The following is a 23706-nucleotide window of genomic DNA, read 5'->3' as shown; positions in this document are numbered from 1 at the left end:
CGTTTGGTTATACTTTCCGTTTAGGAAGTTAACAAATATATATATATATATATATTAAGGGGATATGGACATGACTTTAAAGAAAAAATTAGGAATGGGTATCGCATCAGCAGTATTAGGAGCAGCATTAGTTGGTGGAGGAACATTTGCATTCTTTAGCGATAAAGAAGTGTCAAATAATACATTTGCGGCTGGTACGCTTGATTTATCATTAAGTCCATCAACAGTTGTTAATGTATCGAATTTAAAACCTGGTGATACAATTGAAAAAGAATTTAAACTAGAAAATAAAGGCTCTTTAGATATTAAAAAGGTTCTATTAAAAACAGACTATAATGTAGAAGATACGAAGAAAGATAATAAAGATGATTTTGGTAAACATATTAAAGTAACATTCTTAAAAAATGTAGATAAGCATGAGACGATTGTGAAAGAAACTACATTAGATAAATTGAAGGGTGATACACTTACAGCAGTAAATAATGATTTAGCTGCTTGGTTCTGGGATGAAAAAGGTATTTCTGCAGGTAAATCTGATAAATTCAAAGTGAAATTTGAATTCGTTGATAATAAAAAAGACCAAAATGAATTCCAAGGCGATAAGTTACAATTAACTTGGACGTTTGATGCACAGCAAGGCGATGGTGAAACGAAATAATAATGACAACAAAAAGAGACTATCAAAAGTGGTAGTCTCTTTTTGTGTTAAAAGAGAAATGTAAAAAGAAACATAATTTTTATATCATTTTGTAATTCACTTTATTATAATAAAGGTATAGTTCTTGATAAAGAACAAGTTGTTCGATAGGAGAGATTAAAATGCTGAAGGCACCTCGCAAATTCAAAAAGATGCTTATATTGCCATGTTTGTGCTCTATTACTTTTTATTTAGGTTCTCAAATGATGACTTATACAGAGGCAGCTTTCATTCATGAGACGAAAGTGCAGGCTACTATTTCTACAGCAAGTATTTTTCCAAAAACAGTTGATCAGTTGACAGAACAAGCTAAGCAACATAAGGAAGTAATTTTGCATGAGTATGAAGAGATGAAATCGAAAGTAACTTTCACTTCCACTCAAGAATTAGAACAGGCGCTTGTTACGTGGAAGCAAGGACGTGAGAAAATTGTTACTGAGAGGGAACTGTTACAAAAGGTATATGCATCAATAGAAAATCCTTATAACAAAGTGAAAGAAGAGTTAAAGGGAAATAAAAGTGAATCTAATAAGCAAGTATTCTCGTATGTGAATGCTGGTTTTCATATAGTTAAAGAGCACTGTGAGTATGTTGATAAAGAGGTTAATTTACAGGTGATTGATAAACAAATTCAAGCTTTTGAAAAATTATTAGTAGATGAAACAGCAAAGCAAGTGAGTGAGGCTGAGAAGCAAAAGAAATTAGAAGAGAGTAAGAAGCAAGAAGAAGCGAAAAAGCTAGAAGAGAGCAAGAAACAAGAAGAGGCGAAAAAACTAGAAGAGAGTAAGAAGCAAGAAGAAAAGAAGGAATAGTAAGTAAAATACAGCAGCATTTCGGAAGGAATAAATACAATGATAAGACAAATAGGTGAGAGAGCCCTACGACTCACCTATTTGCTTTGTTTTTCTTATTTCACTATTCGTGGGTATAAGGTCTTCACCTAAAAATTTAACGAATGCGAGGAAGTTAGTTGGCAGCCCACCGCTAGGTGAAGGTTAATGATCAGTGGGGATGGACAGAAAAACTCTGATTAAAGTTTCACTTTATTTCTCAATACTTTTCTGAAAAAAAGGAAAAAATGTTGAGAAATAAAAATAATCAAAATATATATTGTATTTATATAGTCTTGTTCGTTATAATGAACTTAAGGTTTTAAAAAAAGAACAAATATTAGCTAAGCTAATATAGTTTTAGTTACACCTCTTATTTTGAAATAAGAGATAAAAATACAAAAAACAGCTAGGGGGAATTGATTGTGAGTCTGAAAAAGAAATTAGGTATGGGAGTTGCATCAGCAGCATTGGGGTTATCTTTAATTGGTGGAGGAACATTCGCTTACTTTAGCGATAAAGAAGTATCAAACAATACATTTGCAGCTGGGACGTTAGATCTTACATTAAACCCTAAAACGCTTGTAGATATTAAAGATTTAAAACCAGGGGATTCTGTTAAGAAAGAGTTCTTATTAAAGAACGACGGTACTTTAGCAATTAAAGATGTTAAATTAGCGACAAAGTATACTGTGAAAGATGCAAAAGGTGATAATGCTGGTGAAGACTTCGGTAAGCATATTAAAGTGAAATTCCTTTGGAACTGGGATAAACAAAGCGAGCCTGTATATGAAACAACTTTAGCTGATTTACAAAATGCTGATCCAGATCTTTTAGCTAAAGACATCTTTGCTCCTGAGTGGGGAGAAAAAGGTGGCTTAGAAGCTGGTACAGAGGACTATCTATGGGTACAATTTGTATTCGAAGAGAATGGTCAAGATCAAAACAAATTCCAAGGCGATTCATTGAACTTAGAATGGACATTCAATGCTAACCAAACAGATGGAGAAGAAAAATAATAAATAAAAAAAGCGGGGGATTCCCCGCTTTTTTTTATAAAGAAAAAAAGAAGTGCCCGTTTTAAGCACTCTTTTATATGTATTATTGTTGATTTTTCTTCCATTGTGTAAATTCGAGAAATTCACGAAACTGTTCTTTTGAGACACCAGAGCTCATCGCATCTTTAACGAGCTGTGTCCATTCGGAGTCTAGGTGACCCTCCGTTGTTGTTTCATCGTGAAGTAAAGTATCAACTGGAATTTGTAGAACAGCTGCAATTTTTTCAAGAAACTGAATAGAAGGGTTTTTTTGTAAATTCCGTTCTATAGAACTAATGTAAGATTTAGCGACACCAGCTTTTTCGGCGAGTTCTGTTAATGAAATGCCTTTTTGTAAACGAAGGCGTTTTATACGTTCTCCTATCATATTTGCGCACCTTTCTATCAATATGTAGTCGTCTTATGATGTGATTATTATAACATAAACTTCGTTAAAAAGAACGAGGCTATTGAGCCTGGCTCGTATGCTTCATACGTTGAAAAAAGTGTTCAATATCTTGCAGGGCAATGCCAGCATCTAGAGCTTCAAGTATTAAATCAATCCATTCTTGATCTAGTGAGTCAGCCTTATCTTTGTACAAATGTAATTCCTCCCTAATTAGTGGTCATAATTGCTGCTACAGAATATATGATAACGCAATCGGATTTTGTATTTTATATAGTGAATTATCAAATATTTTGTAGATGAAACAAAGATAAAATCCCCATTAAATTCCCTCTATGGCGATTATAAAGTTTCTGACAAATATTTTCAATATTTTCTGAAAACATTGTTGAATTGTGATATATTCGTATACTAACTATGAAATTTTTACAAATATATTAAAAAAATTACATAATATAACTAAATATTGAAAATATATTGAATTTTTAATAATATAAAGTATGTAATACATATTTTATATTAGGGGAGGCAATAAGGGATGAAAAAGAAACCATTTAAAGTGTTATCATCAATTGCTTTGACAGCTGTTCTAGGCTTGTCGTTTGGTGCTGGAAGCCAGTCTGTATATGCTGAAACGCCGGAGAACAAGACAGCTACAAGCCCAGTTGATGATCACTTAATCCCAGAAGAGAGATTAGCAAATGCGCTAAAAAAACGTGGGGTAATTGATTCATCTGCTTCAGGGACAGAAACAAAGAAAGCTGTCGAAAAGTATGTAGAGAAAAAGAAGGGTGAAAATCCTGGGAAAGAAGCGGCAAGTGGGGACCAACTTACGAAAGATGCATCTGACTTTTTAAAGAAAGTGAAAGATGCAAAGGCAGATACGAAAGAAAAATCAGAGCAGCCAGCAAACGGGACTACAGCAGGAACAGGTCCAGTTAGAGGAGGCTTAAATGGGAAAGTACCAACTTCACCTGCTAAGCAAAAAGAGTATAACGGTGAAGTTCGTAAAGATAAAGTACTTGTTTTACTTGTAGAGTACGCTGATTTCAAGCATAACAATATTGATAAAGAGCCTGGCTACATGTATTCTAACGATTTTAACAAAGAACATTATGAAAAAATGTTATTCGGTAATGAGCCATTCGCGTTAGAGGATGGAAGCAAAATCGAAACGTTTAAACAATATTACGAAGAGCAATCAGGTGGTAGTTACACAGTGGACGGAACAGTCACAAAATGGTTAACAGTTCCAGGTAAAGCTGCTGATTACGGTGCAGATGCTGGTACAGGTCATGATAATAAAGGACCAAAAGGACCACGTGATCTAGTAAAAGATGCATTAAAAGCGGCTGTAGATAGCGGACTTGATTTATCACAGTTTGATCAGTTCGATCAATATGATGTAAATGGTGATGGGAATCAAAATCAACCGGACGGTTTAATCGATCACTTAATGATTATTCATGCGGGTGTTGGACAAGAAGCTGGCGGTGGTAAATTAGGTGATGATGCAATTTGGTCACATCGCTGGACAGTTGGACCAAAACCATTCGCAATTGAAGGTACACAAGCGAAAGTTCCATATTGGGGCGGAAATATGGCAGCTTTCGACTACACAATTGAACCAGAAGATGGCGCGGTTGGTGTATTCGCACATGAATATGGCCATGATTTAGGTCTTCCAGATGAGTATGATACACAGTATAGCGGTGATGGTGAACCGGTTGAAGCTTGGTCTATTATGAGTGGCGGAAGCTGGGCTGGTAAAATCGCAGGAACAACGCCAACGAGTTTATCACCACAAAATAAAGAGTTTTTCCAAAAAACAATCGGTGGTAACTGGGCGAATATCGTAGAAGTAGATTACGAGAAATTAAATAAAGGTATCGGTCTTGCAACATACTTAGACCAAAGTGTTACGAAGTCAGATCGTCCAGGTCTGATTCGTGTTAACTTACCAGATAAAGATGTAAAAGGAATTCAGCCTGCATTTGGTAAACAGTATTACTACAGCACAAAAGGTGATGACCTTCATACAACGATGGAAACGCCACTATTCGATTTAACGAAAGCAACGACTGCAAAATTCGATTATAAGTCATTGTATGAAATCGAAGCAGAGTACGATTTCCTTGAAGTACACGCTGTAACAGAAGATGGACAAAAAACGTTGATTGAAAGAATTGGTGAGAAAGCAAATAGTGGAAATGCAGCTACGACAAATGGAAAATGGATTGATAAATCATATGATTTAAGTCAGTTCAAAGGTAAGAAAGTGAAATTAACATTTGAGTACATTACGGATGGTGGTTTAGCGTTAAACGGATTTGCTCTTGATAATGCGTCATTAACAGTAGATGGTAAAGTTGCATTCTCTGATGATGCAGAAGGTACACCACAATTCAAATTGGACGGTTTCGTTGCATCTAACGGAATGGATAAGAAAAAGCATAACTACTATGTAGAGTGGAGAAACTATGCGGGTTCAGATAACGCATTGAAATTTGCTCGCGGTCCAGTATATAACACTGGTATGGTTGTATGGTATGCGGATTCAGCTTACACAGATAACTGGGTTGGCATACATCCAGGACATGGTTTCCTTGGTGTAGTTGACTCTCATCCAGAAGCAATTGCAGGAACTTTAAATGGCAAACCAACATTTACAAGCAGTACGCGATTCCAAATTGCTGATGCGGCGTTCTCATTCGACAAAACGCCAGCTTGGAAAGTTGTATCTCCAACGCGTGGAACATTCGTATACGATGGATTACCAGGGGTACCGAAGTTCGATGACTCTAAAAAGTATATTAATGAGCAGATTCCAGATGCAGGACGTATTTTACCGAAGCTTGGTCTGAAGTTTGAAGTAGTAGGACAAGCTGATGATAATTCTGCAGGTGCTGTTCGTTTATACCGTTAATACAGTAAAACTACCGGGAGATTTTCTTTCGGTAGTTTTTTGTGAGCAATGAATTTTATATAAAAGAAAAAATTATATATAATGTAATTTTACGAGTAAAAAAGTTCTATATAAATAATGAAAGAATTGGATAAAAATAGTGGGAGAAGGTGAATAGATGAGCATTTCTTCTATTGTAAATAAACAAAAGCAATATTTTTATAATGGATATACGAGAAGTATAGAAACAAGAAAAAATAATTTAAAAAAGCTTTATGATGGAATTCAGCGTTTTGAAGGTGAGATTTTTCAAGCGTTGAAATTAGATTTGAATAAATCAGTTCACGAATCATTTACAACAGAAATTGGATATGTACTAAAAGAGATTTCTTTTCAAATGAAGCATATTTCATCTTGGAGTAAACCAAAGCGTGTTCGCACAGCTCTTACTCATTTTGGATCGAAGGGGAAAGTGGTGCCAGAACCATATGGTGTGACGCTTATTATCGCACCGTGGAACTATCCGTTTCAATTAGCAATTGCACCACTCGTAGGAGCATTGGCAGCTGGCAATACAGTCGTTTTAAAGCCGTCAGAGTTAACGCCAAACGTTTCAAAAGTGCTTACGAGAATGTTAGGTGAATTATTCCCAGAAGAGCTTGTATCGGTAGTAGAAGGCGGTGCTCAGGAAAGCACTGCACTTTTAAAGGAATCGTTTGACTATATTTTCTTTACAGGTAGTGTTGGTGTCGGAAAAGTTGTTATGGAAGCAGCGGCGAAAAAATTAACGCCTCTTACGTTAGAGCTTGGCGGGAAAAGCCCATGTATTGTACATAAAGATGCAAAGCTAGATGTAACCGCAAGACGTATCGTTTGGGGCAAGTTTTTGAATGCTGGGCAGACGTGTGTAGCGCCTGATTATATGTACGTTCATTCTTCAGTGAAAGAGCAGTTAATCGAGGCATTAAGACATGAAATCGCAGAGCAATATGGAAAAGATGCTTTGCAAAATGACAATTATGTACGAATTGTGAGTGAGCGTCATTTTGAACGCTTATGTACATTTTTGCAAGATGGTAAACCTGTGATTGGCGGGAATTATACGAAAGAAACATTACACATCGAGCCGACAGTGTTAACGAATGTTACATGGCAAAGTGCTGTTATGGAAGATGAAATTTTTGGGCCGATTTTACCAATTATAGAATATGACAAAATAGAAGAGGTAATTGAAACAATTCAGCACCATCCAAAGCCGTTAGCACTATATGTATTTTCTGAAGATAGAAAAGTGCAAGAGAAAGTGACGAGTAATATTTCATATGGCGGAGGATGTATAAATGATGTCGTATATCATCTTGCAACGCCATATTTACCTTTTGGGGGCGTTGGAAGTAGTGGATTAGGCAGCTATCATGGTGAACAAAGTTTTCGGACTTTTTCCCATTATAAAAGCATTTTGTCCCAATCTACAGCATTCGACATGAAAATTCGTTACTCTTCTACAAAAAGTGCTTTAAAATTCATACGAAAGTTGTTAAAATGATGATGGTGTTTATCAGTAGGCGTAGCCGTATGATAAAAACCCCTTCGCAACTGAAGGGGTTTTTCTGTTCGACATATGTATCATGCGAAAATGAATCAAACATACTACATAAAGAATAGAAGAGAACGCTGCTAAACAACCATTTTTGTTTGGATCGAAACAAAAAAATAGTCTATAGAACATAAATATTTATTCATGAATATAAAAATTAAAATTTAAGGTAGATAGGACGGGAAAATGAAAAAGATTATTAAAGTTGAAGCAGTAGAAAAACATTTTGGAAATCAAGTGATTATCCCCCCTCTTTCTTTAGATATTAAAGAAGGAGAATTTTTAACAATTTTAGGACCGAGTGGTTGCGGGAAAACGACTTTACTTCGTATGATCGCAGGATTTGAAACCCCAACTAAAGGGAATCTTTTATTAGATGATGAAAAGATTAACGATTTGCCGCCATACAAGCGTCATATGAATTTAGTGTTCCAACATTACGCACTATTCCCACATATGAATGTTGAAAAAAATATTTGTTTCGGTATGAAAATGCAAAAAGTATCAGCAGCAGAACAGAAAGAACGTGCGGAAGAGGCAATGCGTTTAACGCAGTTACTTGAGTTCCGTAATCGTAAACCTTCGAAGCTTTCTGGTGGACAGCAGCAGCGTGTAGCAATTGCAAGAGCAATTGTAAACAACCCACGTGTATTACTATTAGATGAGCCACTTGGAGCGCTTGACTTTAAGTTAAGAAAAGATTTGCAACGTGAATTGAAAAACTTACAACGTAATTTAGGAATTACGTTCATATATGTAACGCACGATCAAGAAGAAGCGATGAGTATGAGTGATCGTATTGTCGTTATGAATAAAGGGCATATCGAACAAGTCGGCACGCCTAAGGAAATTTACAATAAGCCGAAAACATTGTTTGTTGCGACGTTCATCGGTGAAAATAATATCGTGAAAAATGGGGAAAACTACGTAGCAGTTCGCCCTGAAAATGTAAAAGTTCGCTCGGTTGAAGAGCCAATTTTAAAAGAATACCATCTTGGACATATTGAAGATATTGAATTTGTTGGAAATATGGAAAAGCTATATGTACGTGAGGAGAAAACAGCGGAATTACTAATGGCATACCAAACTGCTGAAGAAGCAACGCAGTGGAGCATTGGAGATAATGTATATGTAGGCTGGGAGCAAGAGGACGAGGTGACCTTAAATTGAAGAAAGGGAAATTACTCGCATTACCTACAGTCGTATGGCTGTTACTCTTCTTCCTAATTCCACTTCTGTTCGTATTAGCATTTGCCTTCATGCAGCGCGGAGCATACGGGACAGTGGAAATGAAATTTACATTAGATAACATAGTACGTGTGTTTGATCCATTATATATGGGGACGTTATGGGAAACAGTGAAGATAGCTGTTATTACGACAGTACTATGTTTATTAATCGGTTATCCATTCGCCTATACAATTACAATTGTTGATCGTAAATATCGTTCTATCCTTCTATTATTGGCAACGATTCCGTTCTGGATTAACTTTCTTGTTCGTTCATACGCATGGATTGTTATTTTACGTTCACAAGGTCTTGTAAACACATTGCTATTGAAACTAGGTATTATTAGTGAACCTTTAAATCTGCTATATAATACGCCTTCTGTAATACTCGGAATGGTATATTCTTTATTACCATTTATGATTTTACCAGTGTATGCAGCAATTGAGCAGCTTGATAAGCGTAAGCTAGAGGCGGCTTATGATTTAGGAGCAACACCAGTAAAGGCATTTTGGAATGTAACAGTACCGATGACGATGTCAGGGATTACAACTGGTTCTATTTTAGTATTCGTTTCTTCTATCGGAATGTTTGTTGTATCAGACGTTATGGGTGGATCGAAAGTAGCATTAATCGGAAACGTAATTCAAAACCAATTCTTAGGTTCACGTGACTGGCCATTTGGTTCCGCGTTATCTATGATTGTTGTTCTATTCTCTGTTCTGTTAATTTACTTATATTATCGTGCAACGAAAGTATATAAATATGATGGAAACGGAGGGGAATAGGCAAAAATGAAGAAGTTTTTAGTTTCTTATTCTTGGTTAATCTTATTGTTTTTGTATTTTCCAATGATGGTTTTAATGGTATATTCCTTCAACGATTCTCGCATTAATGCGGAATGGGAGGGCTTTACACTCCATTGGTATACAGATTTATTTCAAAAACAAGATGTTATTGATGCGTTTGTAAATAGTATGACGATTGCTGTTATAACGACAATTGTGACGACAGTTCTTGGTGTGATTTTTGCTATTGCATTACACCGTTACAAATATCGTTTTGAAGGGGCCATTAACGGTCTTGTATATTTACCAATTTTAATTCCTGATATTTTAATGGGATTATCTTTACTTATCCTATTTAGTCAATTAGGTATGGAACTTGGAAAAACAACAATTATTATTGCACACATTACATTCAGTATTTCATTTGTTGTTGTTATTTTAGCGGCACGTCTTTCTGGTATGGGACGTGATTTAGAAGAGGCTGCAAACGATTTAGGAGCAACGCCGTGGCAAACGTTTCGTTATGTAACGTTTCCAGCAATTGCACCAGGAGTTATTTCAGCCGCATTATTAACATTCACATTATCGATTGATGATTTTGTAATTAGTTTCTTCGTATCAGGACCAGGATCAACAACATTGCCATTATACATTTATAGTATGGTTAAGCGTGGAGTATCGCCTGAAATTAATGCTCTTTCTACAATATTAATTGTTGTAATTGTAGGATTAATGGTGCTATCGGAAATCTTCCGTAATAAAGGTGCAGACGGTGAAGAGAACTCTGGAGGACACCTTCCTTTATAATACGAATGATATAGAAAGAACGAGGAGGTAATAAACCGATGAAATTAGTGAAGAGATTAGCTGGTATAGCAATTAGCTTCAGTCTTGCTGCAGGTGTACTTGCTGGTTGTGGTGAGAAAAAAGAAGAATTAAACATTTATAGCTGGGCTGACAATTTTGATGAGCAAGTTTTAAAAGATTTTGAAAAGAAATATAACGTGAAAATTAACTACGATAAATATGCAAGTAATGAAGAAATGCTTGCGAAATTACAAGCTGGTGGCGCGACATATGATTTAATTCAGCCATCTGATTACATGGTGAAAACGATGGCGAAGATGGACTTATTAGCGCCTTTAGATAAGAAGAATATCCCGAACATCGAGAACCTTGTTTCTAACTTTAAAACACCTGCGTTTGATCCAGAGAATAAGTATTCTCTAGTATATACTTGGGGTGTAACAGGAATTGCATACAATAAAAAGTATGTGAAAGAAGCACCTACAAGCTGGAATGATTTATGGAACGAGAAATATAAAGGACATGTTACTTTATTAAACGATTCTCGTGAAGTATTAGGAATGGGACTTAAGAAAAATGGTTTCTCTAATAGCACGAAAGAGGATGCACAGTTAAAGACAGCGTCTGCTGATTTGCAGAAGCTACTTCCAAACTTATTAGCATTCGATACAGATAACATTAAACAAAAATTCATTACAGAAGATGCTTGGATCGGGACTGTATGGTCTGGAGACGCAGCATTCATCGCGAAAGACAATAAAGATGTAGGATACGTTGTACCAAAAGAAGGCGGCACAATTTGGGCTGACACGTTAGCAATTCCAAAAGGTGCAAAAAACAAAGAGCTTGCAGAGAAGTTTATGAACTACTTATTAGATGAAAAAGTAAGTGTGAAAAATTACGAGTCAATTGGTTACAGTAATCCAAATGAAAAAGCTCATCCTCTTCATAGTAAAGAATATCGTGATAATCACATGATCTTCTTAACAAAAGAAGAATTAGATCGTACAGAATGGCTTGTTGATGTAGACGATAAGTTAAAAGACTACGATCGCTACTGGACAGAGCTGAAAACAAAAGGTAAATAAGTAAGAAAATGCGGTTTCTAAAGTAGAAATCGCATTTTTTCATAGTAGGAGGAAATCGATTGAAGAAAAAGTTACATCAGTATGAGTTAATGTGTATCATTTTATTGTTTGTTCTATTTAGCATCATCGCTTGGAGGGTACATGTAGGTGGTGTTACAATGATGGATACATACGTACGTGATATGGTAAAAGGATTACAAACGGAAAGCTCACTTACATTCTTCTCCTACTTTACAAAGCTAGGATCTGCAATTGGAGTTATAACGACACTAATTATAAGTTTGCTCGTTTTTTGGAAAAAGCGTTATTATGCTGCTATGATTGTGTACCCAATGGCTATATTAATGACACACCTTGTTAATAAGGGAATAAAAGAAATTGCAAAAAGAGACCGCCCATCATTAAATGAGGCACTTGACGCACTTGGGTATAGCTTCCCAAGTGGACATGCAATGCTATCTATTATAACATTTGGTTTTCTTGCCTATATCATTGCTGCGAATTTGAAGAGTGTAGCTGGAAAATGTGGTATTACGATTTCAATGGGCATATTAATTATATTGATTGGATTAAGTAGAGTCATTTTAAATGTTCATTATCCAACCGATATTTTAGCAGGTTACTGTGTAGGTGGCATTTTGTTAATCATCGCAATTTATTGTCATCGTTTACTTACCGAGAGATTGGGACTTAATAACGAGAGATAGAAAAACGTCTAGAAAAACTAGTATTATAGTTTTTCTAGACGTTTTTTGTTTACGGGGAGATGTGATACAGTATAAATGACAAGTGAATTATATAAAGTAGGTGAAAATGTGTGAAGACAAATGTACATAAAATTGATAAGTGGGGGAAGTTAGGAACTTTTTTGTATCAATTTCGTTATACAGTAATTGTAGCATTACTACTACTTGCGATAGTGCTCGGTATTTTTGCTCCAAAACTTCCAGGAGTATTGGGCGGTGATGGTTTCCAAACAGAAGGGGATTATCAAAAGACGAAAGAAATTTTAGATAGGGATTTTAAGCAGTCTCAAGATACACTTTTACTCGTTTTTGAGAAGGAAAAGGATACTTCGCATGAGGAGTTCCAAAAGCGTATAGAGGGGATAATAAATCAAATTGAAGAGAAAGAAAAATACGAATCTTTCCATCATCCAATGCAAAATAAAGAGATGTTACAAGATGATATCGGTTATGCGACGATTTTATTTTCCGGGAAAACAAATAAAGAACGAATGGAAAAGACATTACAATTTGCCGGAAAAATCGAGAAGGAAAGTAATAGCGTATTAAAAGTAACACCGACAGGATATCCGAAAATTAATCAAGAGATTAATGAAAGAACGCAAAATGATTTAAAAGTAGCAGAGATGATTGGATTACCTATTGCTTTTCTCGTACTATTATTCTCATTTGGTAGTCTGATTGCGTCTATTTTACCGATTGTAAATGGCGCGCTTAGTGTCATTAGTACGATGGGGATTTTATATTTTATAGGTAGTGATAAAGAGCTATCTATTTTCGTGTTAAATGTTGCGCCGATGATTGGGCTAGCATTATCAATTGATTTCGCACTGTTATTTGTAAATCGTTTCCGAGAGGAAGTTGCGAAGAGAACAGTGAAAGAAGCGATAGCGATTACGTATCAAACGGCAGGGCGTGCTATCGTATTTTCAGGGTTATGTGTATTCGTCGGTTTATCAGGCTTATTTTTCTTTAAGATAGATTATATTCAGTCTGTTGCTATTAGCGGGATGATTGTCGTTATTATGAGCATTTTGTTTTCGCTAACACTTCTTCCGGCGCTATTATCTTTAATTGGTAAAAGGATATTAAAAAAGAATCAGGCGGCGCCTACGCCATCAAATGTATGGCGTAAATTTGCACATTTTGTAATGAAACATCCAATCGTCATGATTATTGTTGTTACAACATTTATTGTTATTTGTTTATTACCGCTACGTACAGCTAACTTGCAGTTTCCTGGTGTTGAAGCGTTACCTGAAAAGAGTGATACGAGAGTTGCATTTGAGAAGTATGAAGAAGCCTTTAATAAAACTGTCCAAACACACGCTGATGTTACATTAGTAGTAGAGACGAAGAAAAATATAACAGAAAAAGAAAGTTTACAAAAGATAGAAGCTGTTGTTCAAAAGTTAAAAGACGATAAGCAAGTATATAAGGTGAAAAGTGTATATGACGGGCTAAATGGAATGAAAGCAGATCAAGTTGCTGGAATGTTACAGTCGCCAGAAGCTGCGAAAATAGCTCCTGTATTTGAAGCGTATACGAAAGGGAATAAAACAACAATGGAAGTCTTTTTGGATACGAAGCCAAGTACAGAAACCGCAAAACAATGGGTTCGTGATTTCAAAAAGAATTATAAAGAAAATGATGTTACTTATTATTTGGGCGGTATGACGACGTTCCAGCAAGAGTTAGAAGATGAAATTAAAGATAAAGTTGCAATTGGTATGTCTGTTATATTTGGATCAACCTTTGTCATTTTATTATTCGCATTCCGCTCTATACTCATTCCAATTAAAGCTATTATTATGAACGTACTTAGTTTAAGTGCAACAATTGGAATTGTAATTTGGTTATTTGAAGGTGGTCATTTCGGATTAGAAGAGAGTTCAGTTTTATTTGTATTACCAATCTTTATTTTCGGCCTCGTATTTGGGCTTAGCATGGATTATGAAGTATTTCTTATTTCACGTATTCATGAGCTTTATGAAGAAACAGGAGATAACGATCAAGCAACGTTAGAAGGACTTGTTTCGACAAGTAGAATTATTACGTCCGCCGCTTTAATTATGATTGTTGTTACCGGTGCGTTCGCCTTTACTGATATTTTACCAGTAAAGCAGATGGGGCTTGGGGTTGCATTAGCAATATTTCTTGATGCAACAATTATCCGTCTTATGCTCGTACCAAGTTTAATGAAATTGTTTGGGGATTGGAACTGGTGGCTACCATTTCGAAAGAAAAGAGAAAAATCATCGTAAAAAAACTCATCTATAAGATGAGTTTTTTTATGAATAGCAGGGCCTATATTTTGCGCATAGTATGTGATAAGAAGATTACATACAAGTAGGTGAAGGCAATGTTTCGTTATTTTAAGTTTAAGCTAAATGATACAGTACAGTTTACTGAAAACGATGGGCATATGTATCGCATTGTCGGTTATCGGTTAGAAAAAGGGTTTTACCCAAAAGATGAATGGACTCATATTATTTATGAACTACTTAGAGAATTTGACGGGTATACGATGGATGCGGAAGAAGAGGAAATTGTAAAAGTTATTCAAGTAGAGGATGAGTATTACAAAATACAAGAAGTATCGGGGTATCGTTATCCAGTAAAAATGAAGCAAAAGCAGCAAGTTATGAAAGGAGAGAAAATAGACGACTTATTAGATACGTACAACGACTATAAACGATTGGCGGATTTCTTTAAAGATTTGTTGTATGAACAAAAAGCTGAAGAAGTGTTGCAGGAAATGAAAAGGCTTAGAGCGTGAGGGGACAGTCGATTATAAGACTGTCCTCTATTTTTGACGGTGCATCAAAGTATGTTTTCCGTTACAATGAGAGAATCAATAGAAATAAGGTGATTATAGTATGGAAACAAAGAAAAAGGGCGAATGGTGCGAAATTACGGTTCCAGCGACGTGGAATGGTATAAGTATTGAGTCGTTGTTAAAAATGGAATGGGAAGTACCAAAAAAGTTATTACATCAGCTTCGTATGGAAAAAGGTGTTACGGTTAACGGAGAACAAAGGAGATGGAATGAATTTTTAAAAGAAGGGGATAAGTTACAAGTTCATATGTTTATGGAGGAGGAGTACGGCGTAGAGCCGGAATATGGTGAATTAAATGTAGTGTTTGAAGACGATCACGTACTCATTGTAAATAAGCAGGGGCAAATGGATACACATCCTTCTGAAAAAAATGTGACGGGAACACTTGCCAATCTTGTTGCTTTTCATTTTCAAATGCAAGGTTTAGAGACGAAGGTTCGGCATATCCATAGATTAGATAAAGATACGACAGGTGGTGTTGTATTCGCAAAACATAGAATTGCGGGTGCAATTATGGATCGTTTATTAATGGAACGGAAAATTAAAAGAACGTATGCGGCACTTGTTGAAGGAAAAGTAAAAAAGAAGCAAGGGACAATTGACGCGGCCATCGGAAGAGATCGACATCATGCTACAAGGCGCCGTGTTTCTCCAAAGGGAGACAAAGCTATAACGTACTATAAAGTAGAGAAATATTTTAAAAAACAAAATGCGACGCTCGTAACGTTACAGTTAGAAACCGGTAGAACACATCAAATTCGCGTTCATATGAGCTATAATGGAAATCCATTAGTTGGGGATGTATTATATGGTGGGCAAACAACATATATGTCCGGGCAAGCGTTACATGCGATGAAGATTAATTTTTTGCATCCGATTACGAAAGAAGAGATCGTTGTTGACGTACCTTTCCCTACAAATTTAAACGATACAATGAAAAAACTTGAAAGAGAAAATAGGTAAAGTGTAAGTTTAAAGTTGAAAAAGGTAGATTTTTGCAGGGATTTCTCTGAAAGAGGCGAAGCCGTTAAGAGAAAAGAGAGGTGAGAATTACTTGATCAAATATAAATATATGCTAGGGATATTTTTCGCTTGTCTCTTACTTACTCTATGTATTTATCCATATTTACCAACTCGTATGGCAGTGCATTGGAACGAGAATGGTGGAGCGAACGAGTTTATGAGTAAACAAGTTGTCGTATTATTTATCCCTGTCCTTATTATTATTTTACATGGATTAGTATATGTTATTTTACATAATATATATAAGTTTAATGAAGGGGAGTATTTCATTATAAATGGATTTATAAAGAGTATTACTTTATTTATGATGTTTGTCCATATACTAATTCTCTTTATTAATTTGGGAAGTATTATATCCTTTCAGACAGGACTAACGATTGGAATTAGTATGTTTCTTTTTATGTTTAGTAAAGTGTTTAAAAAGGTGAAGGATAGAGAGAAAGAACCGATCAAATTACAAAAAATCCGTTTAGTTAGTAGGCGAATCTTTCAAGTGATGGCATGTAGCATATTATTTTCGTTGCTTTTGAGCCTGAAGTGGGGATTTTACTTGTTAATTAGTGTAATAAGCTGCGGGTCTATTTTGTTTATGTTCTACATTTTATACGCATACATATTAGAAAGCTATGAAACATAAAAAAAGAGTCTTCTTCTAGAAGACTCTTTTTTTATTTATTTCGTAATAAATTGTTGTGTCCAGTAGTTGCCGCTTTCTACATAGCCAACACCGATATGAGTGAAGCCACTATTTAAGATGTTTGCACGGTGTCCAGCACTGTTCATCCAAGCTTGTACAACTTCTTCTGGAGTACGTTGTCCTTGGGCGATGTTTTCACCTGCAGATTTATAAGAAATACCAAATTTCTTCATCATGTCAAACGGAGACCCGTATGTAGGGCTGTTATGATCAAAGTAGTTGTTTTTTTGCATATCTTCAGACTTAATGCGTGCTACTTTGCTTAATTCAGTATCGATTTGTAATGCTGATAAGCCTTGTTTTGTACGCTCTGCGTTTGTTAATTCAACAACGCGTTGTTCGAATTCGCTTAAAGATTTTGCTTCTTCAGCAGGCTTTTGCTCAGCTGGTTTTTGTGTTTCGTTTTGAGTATTGTTGTTTTCAGCTGGTTTTTGAGCTTCTGGTTTAGCAACTTCTTCAGCAGGCTTTTGTTCAGCTGGTTTTTGAGTTTCCTCAGCAGGCTTTTGAGCTTCTGGCTTAGCTGTTGGTTGTTCAGTAACAACATTTTCAGTAGGCTGTTGACCAGGAATGAAGCAATCTTGTTGGAATTGTCCTTGGTTCCATTGTGCTAATGATTCAACTCCCATAGATTGTAAGAATGCTTGTAATTCTTGTTGGCTCATTTGCTTCATCATCATTTTTGAATGCTGAATATTTTGAACCTTTATGTTAGATGGTTGTACTGTTGCAGCTTGTGCATCTAAAGAAGATACTCCTAAAGTAAGAGCTGTTGCAGCAGCTACAGATAATAAAACACGCTTTTTCATGATGTGTGTCCCCCTATATAAAGTTTTAATTTGTTTTCACACGATTTGTTTTTGACAGCCTGTCTGACTGACCAATTCATCGTAGCATACAATTTGCGAGAAAAAAGATGGAAAAAAATTCATAGACTTAAAATTTTCCTAATTTATCCTAAGAGGAGGAAAGGGATGAAATAAGAGAAACATAGAGTATAAAAGGAATTTTTAGCATTTTTATACTTGGTTTTAAGAGGGGGTTTTTGGATAAATGTACCTATATTAAAAATGAAGAATCCTATTGTATCAATGATTTTAGCATTTTTTTGAGGAATATAATGGATGTATTTTTACAAAACTGTAATGTTCCTGTTGTTCTTTTTTATAATAAAGTAACATATTTTTAATGTTGTAGCGGACAAAAAAGCGGCTATCTCTTTACATAGACGAAGGAGATAGCCGTTTTCCTATTATTACGTATGTTACGAGTTATTACGAGTTGGTTTCAATTGCTTCTAATAATAAGTCTACAATATGAATTCCACGCATTTTATGAGAGATTTTTTCACGTTCAATACCTAGTTTCATTTGTAATAGACACCCAGGATTTGCAGTAACAATTGTCGCTGCAGCTGTTTCATGCACACGATCCATTTTGTAATTTAGAAATTCCATTGATAACTCCGAATGGACAATATTATAAATACCAGCAGAACCACAGCAACGGTCCGCATCTTTCATTTCGCGGTATGTTGCGCCTTGAATGGCCTCTAGTAACATACGAGGTTCCGAAGATGTTCGCATAACATTGCGTAAATGACAAGAGTCTTGATACGTAATGATTTGCGGCGTGAGTCGTAAGTCATTACGTTTATGGAAATCTAGTTCTACTAGTATAGCAGTAATATCTTTAATTTTAGAAACAAATTGCTTTGCGCGTTCAGCCCATTTGGGATCATCTTTTAACAGATAATCATAGTCTACGAGGTAAGCTCCGCAACCACCTGCATTCGTAATAATATAGTCGATGTTTAAATCTTCGAATGCTTCTATATTTCGTTTTGCTAATTCTTTTGCTCCACTCTTTTCACCAGCATGCCCATGTAATGCCCCGCAGCAACTTTGTGTTTTCGGAATAACGATATCACAACCAGCTAACTGAAGAAGTTTCATCGTTGCGTTATTTGTTTCTAAAAACATCGTATCCATTAAACAGCCTGTGAAGAATGCAACTTGTTTCTTCTTTGCCACCTCAGCAGGTAAAAATTCAGGACGATCTTTCATTGCTTTCATTTTAGGGACTTTTGGCAAAACGAGGTCCATCGTTGCAAGTGTTTCAGGGAATAACTTCATAATACCTGTTTTATGTGTTAGCGTTTGTAAACCAGAACGCTGGTAAAATCCGATTAGTCCTGTTAATGTTCGCATTCGGTTTTGATGCGGGAATAGTCCTTCAAAAACAACTTTACGAACAGCTCTCACGGGCATGGAGAACTTTTTATTTTGATTAATAATATCACGAGCTTCTTCTAATAAATGTCCATAATTCACACCAGATGGACAAACAGGTTCACAAGCGCGGCAGCCAAGGCAAACATTTAATGTATCTTCAACATCTTCATCCGGCTCAATTAAACCATCAACGACGGCTTTCATTAAGGCGATACGTCCGCGTGGGGAATGTGATTCTTTATACCCAGATTGAATGTAAGTAGGGCAAGTTGGTAAACAAAAGCCGCATCGCATACAGTTTAGTAGTTCATCTTCACTTAATCGTTCTTTAAATTCCTTTTGAATGTTTTCTTTATTTAATGTGGTCATCGCTCAACCACCACTCTTTTACGAGAGTCTTTCGCGAACATCTTTCCAGGATTCATAATGTTGTTTGGGTCGAAGGCTTGTTTAATCCCTTGCATAGCAGCGATACCTTCTTTACCTAATTTCATTTCTAAATACGGAGCTTTCATCGCGCCAACACCATGTTCGCCGGTAATCGTACCACCAAGCTCAATCGCTTTCGCAAATATTTCAGCAAAAGCCTGTTCAGCACGGTGCATTTCGTCTTCATTACGGGCATCTGTCATACAAGTCGGATGCAAATTACCATCACCAGCATGCCCAAAAGTACAAATAGGAATATTATATTTCTTTGCAATTGCATTAATTGCTTCAACCATTGGAGCGATTTGTGAACGTGGTACAGTTGCATCTTCTAATATTGTTGTCGGTTTTAGTCTTGCAAGTGCTGATAGTGCACTCCGGCGTGCTGTACGAAGCGCATCTGCTTCGGCTTCATCTTTTGCAACGCGAACATCGACCGCATTCATAGCACGGCAAACGTTAGCCATTTTTTCGATATCTCGATTGACAACCTCGGGCGGGCCATCTTGTTCAATTAATAAAATTGCTTTAACGTCAGTTGGTAAACCGATTTGTGCAAACTCTTCTACAACTTCAATTGTTGGTTGGTCTAAAAACTCAAGTGTCGCCGGAATAATTTTATTTGCAATAATAGCAGAAACAGCTCGAGCAGCTTCGTTAATATCTTCATATAGCGCAAGCATCGTTTTCTTCGTTTCAGGCATAGGGACAAGTTTTAATATAGCTTCCGTAACAACACCAAGTGTTCCTTCAGAACCAATAAATAAACGAGTTAAATCATAACCAGCTACATCTTTTGCTAATTTACCACCAGTGCGAATGATATCGCCGTTCGGTAAGACAAGTTCAAGCCCCATTACATAATCACGTGTTACGCCATATTTTAAACCACGTAATCCGCCGGAGTTTTCATTAATGTTACCGCCGATTGTAGAAATTTTCATAGAGCTTGGATCTGGTGGATAAAATAAACCTTTTTCTTCTACTGCTTTAATAATATCAAGTGTAATAACACCAGCTTGTACAGTAATTGTTAAATTCTCTTCGTTAATTTCTAAAATATTGTTCATATGGCGGAAAATAAGGACGATACCACCTTCAAGTGGACACGTTCCAGCGCAAAGATTTGTTCCAGACCCGCGAACGTATACTGGGATTTTATGAGTGTTACACACTTTTAACACGTCTGCTATTTCATTTGTATTACGAGGAGCGATGACTGCATCAGGCATCGCTTGGAAGTTTGGAGTGGCATCATAACTATAAGTTAAACGCCCCATATTGGATGTATCTACATTATCTTCGCCAACAATAGATACGAATGAATCAATAATTTGCTTTTTTAACATTGGAAATCCCCCTCAAACTGTTAACGTATTTCGTCATAATAAAAAACGTTGTAACAGTGCTTTCATTATAATGATAAAAAAGTTGGAGGATTCTTTCTATGTACAATCATCTAAAGATTAATCAATTTTATCGTTATTTTTTGTATGATTATCTAATAAGAGGAGTGCGAAGTATAAAACATTTAAATCTTTGAATTGTTTCGGGTCAAGTCCTGTATGTTCTTCAATCTTTTTTAGCCTGTAATGCAATGTGTTAATGTGTATATGTAATTGCTCAGCTGTCTGCTTATAAGATTGGTTATAATCGATAAATAAACGTAAAGTGTGCATAAGCTCAGGAGATGATACTAAGTTTTCAATGGTACGCTCTAGAAACTGTTCTCGAGTTTCAGTAGAAATATCTTGTAAGCACATTTCTAAACGTAAATCTTCATTAAATACAATTTTTTTCGTTTCAAGTGATACTGAAAGGGCGCGTAATGCTTGTTCGTACGATAAGTTCATATTGCTTGGCGTAACTGTTTGTCCAATCCCGATATATAAAGTAATAGAAAATAAAGTTTCACAGTCTTGTTTTAACCGTTTTAAAAATTGAAAGGTTTGCTCTTTGGATTGGATTGTTGTAAACAAAATAAACCGATCATTTCCCCAGCGAACAAATAAATTTTCTTTTGCTAAAATGTTGCGCATATGTTGCCAAATTTTACGCTGGAGCATCGTATTATCTTGGGCGATTGATAATAAAATAAGTTGTTTCTTCTTATATAAATCAATGCCAAGCGTTTTTGCACGATCGAGAAAACTTGGAGACCAGTCTGTATTTTGAAGCCAATCAAAGACAAATGCTTCATAAGAACGGTGCTCAAGTTCTAGTTGTTCTAAAAAGTAGTTTTCATGAATTAATAATTCGGTCATCTTACGTAATATTTCTCCGTATTGTGAAATATTTTCAGGTTCTCCTGTAATTCCAATCACGCCGATTACTTCGTCATGGAATAGTAAAGGAAGGTTCATCCCAGCTTTTACACCTTGCAGTCGTCGTTCATCGTCTTTTGTAATAATGACAGTTTTCTTTTGTTTCGCACAGCGGAGTGCACCTTCATGAAATTGACCGATTCTTTCCGCATCTGTACTTGCGATAATAACGCCTTGTATATTAATAATAATAATGTTTTCAGTAATTAATCTGCGTACTTCACGTACAATTTTATTCGCTAAATCAGGAAAAAGCATAATTTACACACCTCAAATTCTATTTGTTGTACATTATATATGTAAGTTTATTAATAAAGGAAGATTTCACATTTTCCACACATTTATTTGTTATTTTACAATTATAACGAAATCATCCGAAGATGGAGGGAATCTTTTGAGAAAGTATGTTTTTCTTCTCTGTTTTTTATTTCTATTAGTAGGGTGTCAAGGAAGTTCGTATACACCGATTGCTAAAGATAAAAGTGTTATTATAACAACGAATATAAAGGAAGGTAGTATTAGTTTTATTGATAAAAAAACAAAGAAGCTATTAACAACATGGGAATTAAATGAGCCGATTGCGGGGGTTACGCTACTTCCAAATGGCGAGGAAATACTTGTTTATGGTAAGCAATTAGAATATATGTATGTATATTCACTAGCAGAAGGAAGACAAGTGGACAAATATAAGATTGGAAAAGGAATTGCTAATGTTATCGCATCAGATGATGGAACACAATTATTTGCTGCCGATCAAAATGAACAAAAGGTAAGGTTCTTTACGATAAAAGGAAAAGAGACAGGGAGTGTTTCAGCAGGAAAAGGGCCGATAACGATGGTAGAGCATCATAACCAGTTATCTGTACTCAACTTTTATGATACGAAATTAACGACCATTGATACAAAGAAAAAAGAAGTGATACAGTCCTTTATGATTCCACCAGCATCAACAGGAGCAACGGTTAGCGCTGATGGGAAAGAAATATGGATTGGTGGACATGGTGATGGAAGTCAAGTGAATGAGAAAGTATTAGTGTATTCTTTACAGAGCGGAGAGATGATGCGTTCTTTACATGCTCCGTTTATGCCTGTGAATATAACAAAGGATGATAAGTATGTATATGCGCTAAGTCACGGTTCAAATACGCTTAGAAAGTTTGATGCAAGTACGTATCAAGAGGTAGGATTTGCAGAAGTAGGATCTAATCCATTTGCATTTTTGAAAAGCGGTGCAGAAGGATATGTAGCTAGTTATGATAGCGATGAAGTATGCGTAATGGATATGAAGAATATGAAAATAAAACAAACAATTAAAGTCGGAAAAGGACCGTTTCAACTCATAGAGAGAGAAGGGGAAGGACAATGAGTAAATATAACGTGCTAGTCGTAGATGACGAAAGTGATATGAGGCAACTTGTCGGAATGTACTTAGATAACTTCGGATACGAGTGGGGAGAAGCTGAAAATGGAAAAGAGGCACTTCGAAAATTAGAGACGGATCATTATGATTTCGTTGTACTAGATATTATGATGCCTGAGATGGATGGGCTTTCAGTTTGTAAAGAGATTCGAAAAACGTCGGATGTACCTATTATATTTTTAACAGCAAAAGGTGAAGAGTGGAATAGGGTGAACGGCTTACGTATGGGAGCAGATGATTATATTGTAAAGCCATTTAGTCCTGGGGAACTAATTGCTCGTATGGAAGCTGTTTTAAGACGATATACAAAGCAAGAACAGCAAGAAGAGATTCAATTTGGACCGATTCTTATTAATGAAAAAAGTAGGAGGGTCGAGACGAATGGTGAGACGATTCCTCTTACGGTAAAAGAGTTCGATTTACTATATTTTCTTTGCCAACATAATGGACAAGTATTTAGCCGGGAACAATTGCTTGAAAAGGTGTGGGGATATGATTATGCAGGAAGTACAAGAACGGTAGATACGCATGTGAAAACGATGCGTCTAAAGCTAGGAGAAAGTGGAAACTACATTCAAACCGTTTGGGGTGTAGGTTATAAATTTGAGGTGTAA

The 23706-nt window shown here is 35.9% G+C and carries 22 protein-coding genes; 16 read left to right on the top strand and 6 right to left on the bottom strand.

The genetic code is table 11. The features are described 5' to 3' along the window. The first annotated feature begins 70 nt into the window (after positions 1–70). The 3 genes from B5P42_RS02795 to calY all read left to right on the top strand — a co-directional run bounded on the left by B5P42_RS02795 (position 71) and on the right by calY (position 2546). Positions 71–658, top strand: coding sequence for a CalY family protein (locus tag B5P42_RS02795; protein WP_044437854.1), 588 nt, complete (start codon positions 71–73; stop codon positions 656–658). Between the two features lie 161 nt (positions 659–819). Next, a complete protein-coding gene (locus B5P42_RS02790; protein WP_002186374.1) occupies positions 820–1509 on the top strand; it encodes a DUF4047 domain-containing protein in 690 nt (229 codons plus the stop codon). 443 nt (positions 1510–1952) lie between these two features. Continuing rightward, complete coding sequence (gene calY / locus B5P42_RS02785; RefSeq protein WP_002030430.1) at positions 1953–2546, top strand: biofilm matrix protein CalY; 594 nt, start codon at positions 1953–1955, stop codon at positions 2544–2546. An 82-nt stretch (positions 2547–2628) separates the two neighbouring features. Here the strand turns inward: calY and B5P42_RS02780 are convergent, their stop codons facing one another. Then, entirely contained in the window at positions 2629–2952 is a 324-nt protein-coding gene (locus B5P42_RS02780; protein WP_002030429.1) for a helix-turn-helix domain-containing protein, read from the bottom strand. A 79-nt stretch (positions 2953–3031) separates the two neighbouring features. Then, complete coding sequence (locus B5P42_RS02775; protein WP_002011474.1) at positions 3032–3166, bottom strand: anti-repressor SinI family protein; 135 nt, start codon at positions 3164–3166, stop codon at positions 3032–3034. 342 nt (positions 3167–3508) lie between these two features. Between B5P42_RS02775 and inhA1 the strand changes: the two genes are divergently transcribed. The 11 genes from inhA1 to B5P42_RS02720 all read left to right on the top strand — a co-directional run bounded on the left by inhA1 (position 3509) and on the right by B5P42_RS02720 (position 16628). After that, complete coding sequence (inhA1, locus tag B5P42_RS02770; RefSeq protein ID WP_098167303.1) at positions 3509–5896, top strand: M6 family metalloprotease immune inhibitor InhA1; 2388 nt, start codon at positions 3509–3511, stop codon at positions 5894–5896. Positions 5897–6053: 157 nt separating this feature from the next. Beyond that, on the top strand, positions 6054–7421 hold the full coding sequence (locus tag B5P42_RS02765) for an aldehyde dehydrogenase (protein ID WP_107886983.1): 1368 nt from the start codon (positions 6054–6056) through the stop codon (positions 7419–7421). A 237-nt stretch (positions 7422–7658) separates the two neighbouring features. Further along, a complete protein-coding gene (potA, locus tag B5P42_RS02760; protein ID WP_002030425.1) occupies positions 7659–8642 on the top strand; it encodes a spermidine/putrescine ABC transporter ATP-binding protein PotA in 984 nt (327 codons plus the stop codon). Further along, positions 8639–9487: a spermidine/putrescine ABC transporter permease PotB gene (potB, locus tag B5P42_RS02755; protein ID WP_113733596.1), complete on the top strand. Its 849-nt coding sequence runs from the start codon at positions 8639–8641 to the stop codon at positions 9485–9487. The genes potA and potB overlap by 4 nt, the downstream gene beginning before the upstream one ends. A gap of 6 nt (positions 9488–9493) precedes the next feature. Then, positions 9494–10294 (top strand): spermidine/putrescine ABC transporter permease PotC, encoded by an 801-nt coding sequence (potC, locus tag B5P42_RS02750; protein ID WP_002011483.1) that lies wholly within the window; start codon positions 9494–9496, stop codon positions 10292–10294. A 38-nt stretch (positions 10295–10332) separates the two neighbouring features. Continuing rightward, positions 10333–11382 (top strand): spermidine/putrescine ABC transporter substrate-binding protein PotD, encoded by a 1050-nt coding sequence (gene potD, locus B5P42_RS02745; protein ID WP_113733595.1) that lies wholly within the window; start codon positions 10333–10335, stop codon positions 11380–11382. A 59-nt stretch (positions 11383–11441) separates the two neighbouring features. Continuing rightward, positions 11442–12089, top strand: coding sequence for a phosphatase PAP2 family protein (locus B5P42_RS02740; protein WP_113733594.1), 648 nt, complete (start codon positions 11442–11444; stop codon positions 12087–12089). A gap of 110 nt (positions 12090–12199) precedes the next feature. Then, positions 12200–14392, top strand: a complete 2193-nt coding sequence (locus B5P42_RS02735; RefSeq protein WP_113733593.1) for an MMPL family transporter — start codon at positions 12200–12202, stop codon at positions 14390–14392. A gap of 98 nt (positions 14393–14490) precedes the next feature. After that, entirely contained in the window at positions 14491–14907 is a 417-nt protein-coding gene (locus B5P42_RS02730) for a histidinol dehydrogenase (protein ID WP_113733592.1), read from the top strand. Positions 14908–15007: 100 nt separating this feature from the next. Further along, the gene (locus tag B5P42_RS02725; protein ID WP_113733591.1) at positions 15008–15931 is read left to right on the top strand and encodes an RluA family pseudouridine synthase; all 924 of its coding nucleotides are present in this window, start codon (positions 15008–15010) and stop codon (positions 15929–15931) included. Between the two features lie 91 nt (positions 15932–16022). Beyond that, positions 16023–16628, top strand: a complete 606-nt coding sequence (locus tag B5P42_RS02720) for a DUF1648 domain-containing protein (RefSeq protein WP_002126129.1) — start codon at positions 16023–16025, stop codon at positions 16626–16628. Positions 16629–16663: 35 nt separating this feature from the next. Here B5P42_RS02720 and B5P42_RS02715 read toward each other — a convergent pair whose 3' ends face one another. The 4 genes from B5P42_RS02715 to B5P42_RS02700 all read right to left on the bottom strand — a co-directional run bounded on the left by B5P42_RS02715 (position 16664) and on the right by B5P42_RS02700 (position 21930). Then, positions 16664–17494, bottom strand: coding sequence for a CAP domain-containing protein (locus tag B5P42_RS02715; RefSeq protein WP_002030537.1), 831 nt, complete (start codon positions 17492–17494; stop codon positions 16664–16666). 465 nt (positions 17495–17959) lie between these two features. Further along, complete coding sequence (locus tag B5P42_RS02710) at positions 17960–19288, bottom strand: (Fe-S)-binding protein (RefSeq protein ID WP_002166117.1); 1329 nt, start codon at positions 19286–19288, stop codon at positions 17960–17962. After that, the gene (gene glcD / locus B5P42_RS02705) at positions 19285–20697 is read right to left on the bottom strand and encodes a glycolate oxidase subunit GlcD (RefSeq protein ID WP_113733590.1); all 1413 of its coding nucleotides are present in this window, start codon (positions 20695–20697) and stop codon (positions 19285–19287) included. Before glcD ends, B5P42_RS02710 begins: the two co-directional genes overlap by 4 nt. Before the next feature lie 117 nt (positions 20698–20814). Then, positions 20815–21930, bottom strand: coding sequence for a CdaR family transcriptional regulator (locus tag B5P42_RS02700; RefSeq protein ID WP_002140915.1), 1116 nt, complete (start codon positions 21928–21930; stop codon positions 20815–20817). 136 nt (positions 21931–22066) lie between these two features. Here B5P42_RS02700 and B5P42_RS02695 point away from each other — a divergent pair, with 136 nt between their 5' ends. Both B5P42_RS02695 and B5P42_RS02690 read left to right on the top strand, forming a co-directional pair. Next, a complete protein-coding gene (locus B5P42_RS02695) occupies positions 22067–23038 on the top strand; it encodes a YncE family protein (protein ID WP_044437867.1) in 972 nt (323 codons plus the stop codon). After that, a complete protein-coding gene (locus tag B5P42_RS02690; RefSeq protein ID WP_002126137.1) occupies positions 23035–23706 on the top strand; it encodes a response regulator transcription factor in 672 nt (223 codons plus the stop codon). The genes B5P42_RS02695 and B5P42_RS02690 overlap by 4 nt, the downstream gene beginning before the upstream one ends.

This window comes from Bacillus sp. SRB_331, from assembly GCF_003264175.1.
Taxonomy (GTDB): Bacteria; Bacillota; Bacilli; order Bacillales; family Bacillaceae_G; genus Bacillus_A; species Bacillus_A mycoides.
This window is presented reverse-complemented; position numbering and strand designations above follow the sequence as displayed.

Bases quoted from the DNA above. Each gene is read 5' to 3' on its own strand.
- potC (WP_002011483.1), top strand. From the start codon at position 9,494: ATGAAGAAGTTTTTAGTTTCTTATTCTTGGTTAATCTTATTGTTTTTG.
- B5P42_RS02715 (WP_002030537.1), bottom strand. From the start codon at position 17,494: ATGAAAAAGCGTGTTTTATTATCTGTAGCTGCTGCAACAGCTCTTACT.
- potA (WP_002030425.1), top strand. From the start codon at position 7,659: ATGAAAAAGATTATTAAAGTTGAAGCAGTAGAAAAACATTTTGGAAAT.
- potD (WP_113733595.1), top strand. From the start codon at position 10,333: ATGAAATTAGTGAAGAGATTAGCTGGTATAGCAATTAGCTTCAGTCTT.
- B5P42_RS02710 (WP_002166117.1), bottom strand. From the start codon at position 19,288: ATGACCACATTAAATAAAGAAAACATTCAAAAGGAATTTAAAGAACGA.
- B5P42_RS02765 (WP_107886983.1), top strand. From the start codon at position 6,054: ATGAGCATTTCTTCTATTGTAAATAAACAAAAGCAATATTTTTATAAT.
- B5P42_RS02690 (WP_002126137.1), top strand. From the start codon at position 23,035: ATGAGTAAATATAACGTGCTAGTCGTAGATGACGAAAGTGATATGAGG.
- B5P42_RS02790 (WP_002186374.1), top strand. From the start codon at position 820: ATGCTGAAGGCACCTCGCAAATTCAAAAAGATGCTTATATTGCCATGT.
- B5P42_RS02730 (WP_113733592.1), top strand. From the start codon at position 14,491: ATGTTTCGTTATTTTAAGTTTAAGCTAAATGATACAGTACAGTTTACT.
- inhA1 (WP_098167303.1), top strand. From the start codon at position 3,509: ATGAAAAAGAAACCATTTAAAGTGTTATCATCAATTGCTTTGACAGCT.
- B5P42_RS02780 (WP_002030429.1), bottom strand. From the start codon at position 2,952: ATGATAGGAGAACGTATAAAACGCCTTCGTTTACAAAAAGGCATTTCA.
- glcD (WP_113733590.1), bottom strand. From the start codon at position 20,697: ATGTTAAAAAAGCAAATTATTGATTCATTCGTATCTATTGTTGGCGAA.
- B5P42_RS02700 (WP_002140915.1), bottom strand. From the start codon at position 21,930: ATGCTTTTTCCTGATTTAGCGAATAAAATTGTACGTGAAGTACGCAGA.
- B5P42_RS02795 (WP_044437854.1), top strand. From the start codon at position 71: ATGACTTTAAAGAAAAAATTAGGAATGGGTATCGCATCAGCAGTATTA.
- B5P42_RS02725 (WP_113733591.1), top strand. From the start codon at position 15,008: ATGGAAACAAAGAAAAAGGGCGAATGGTGCGAAATTACGGTTCCAGCG.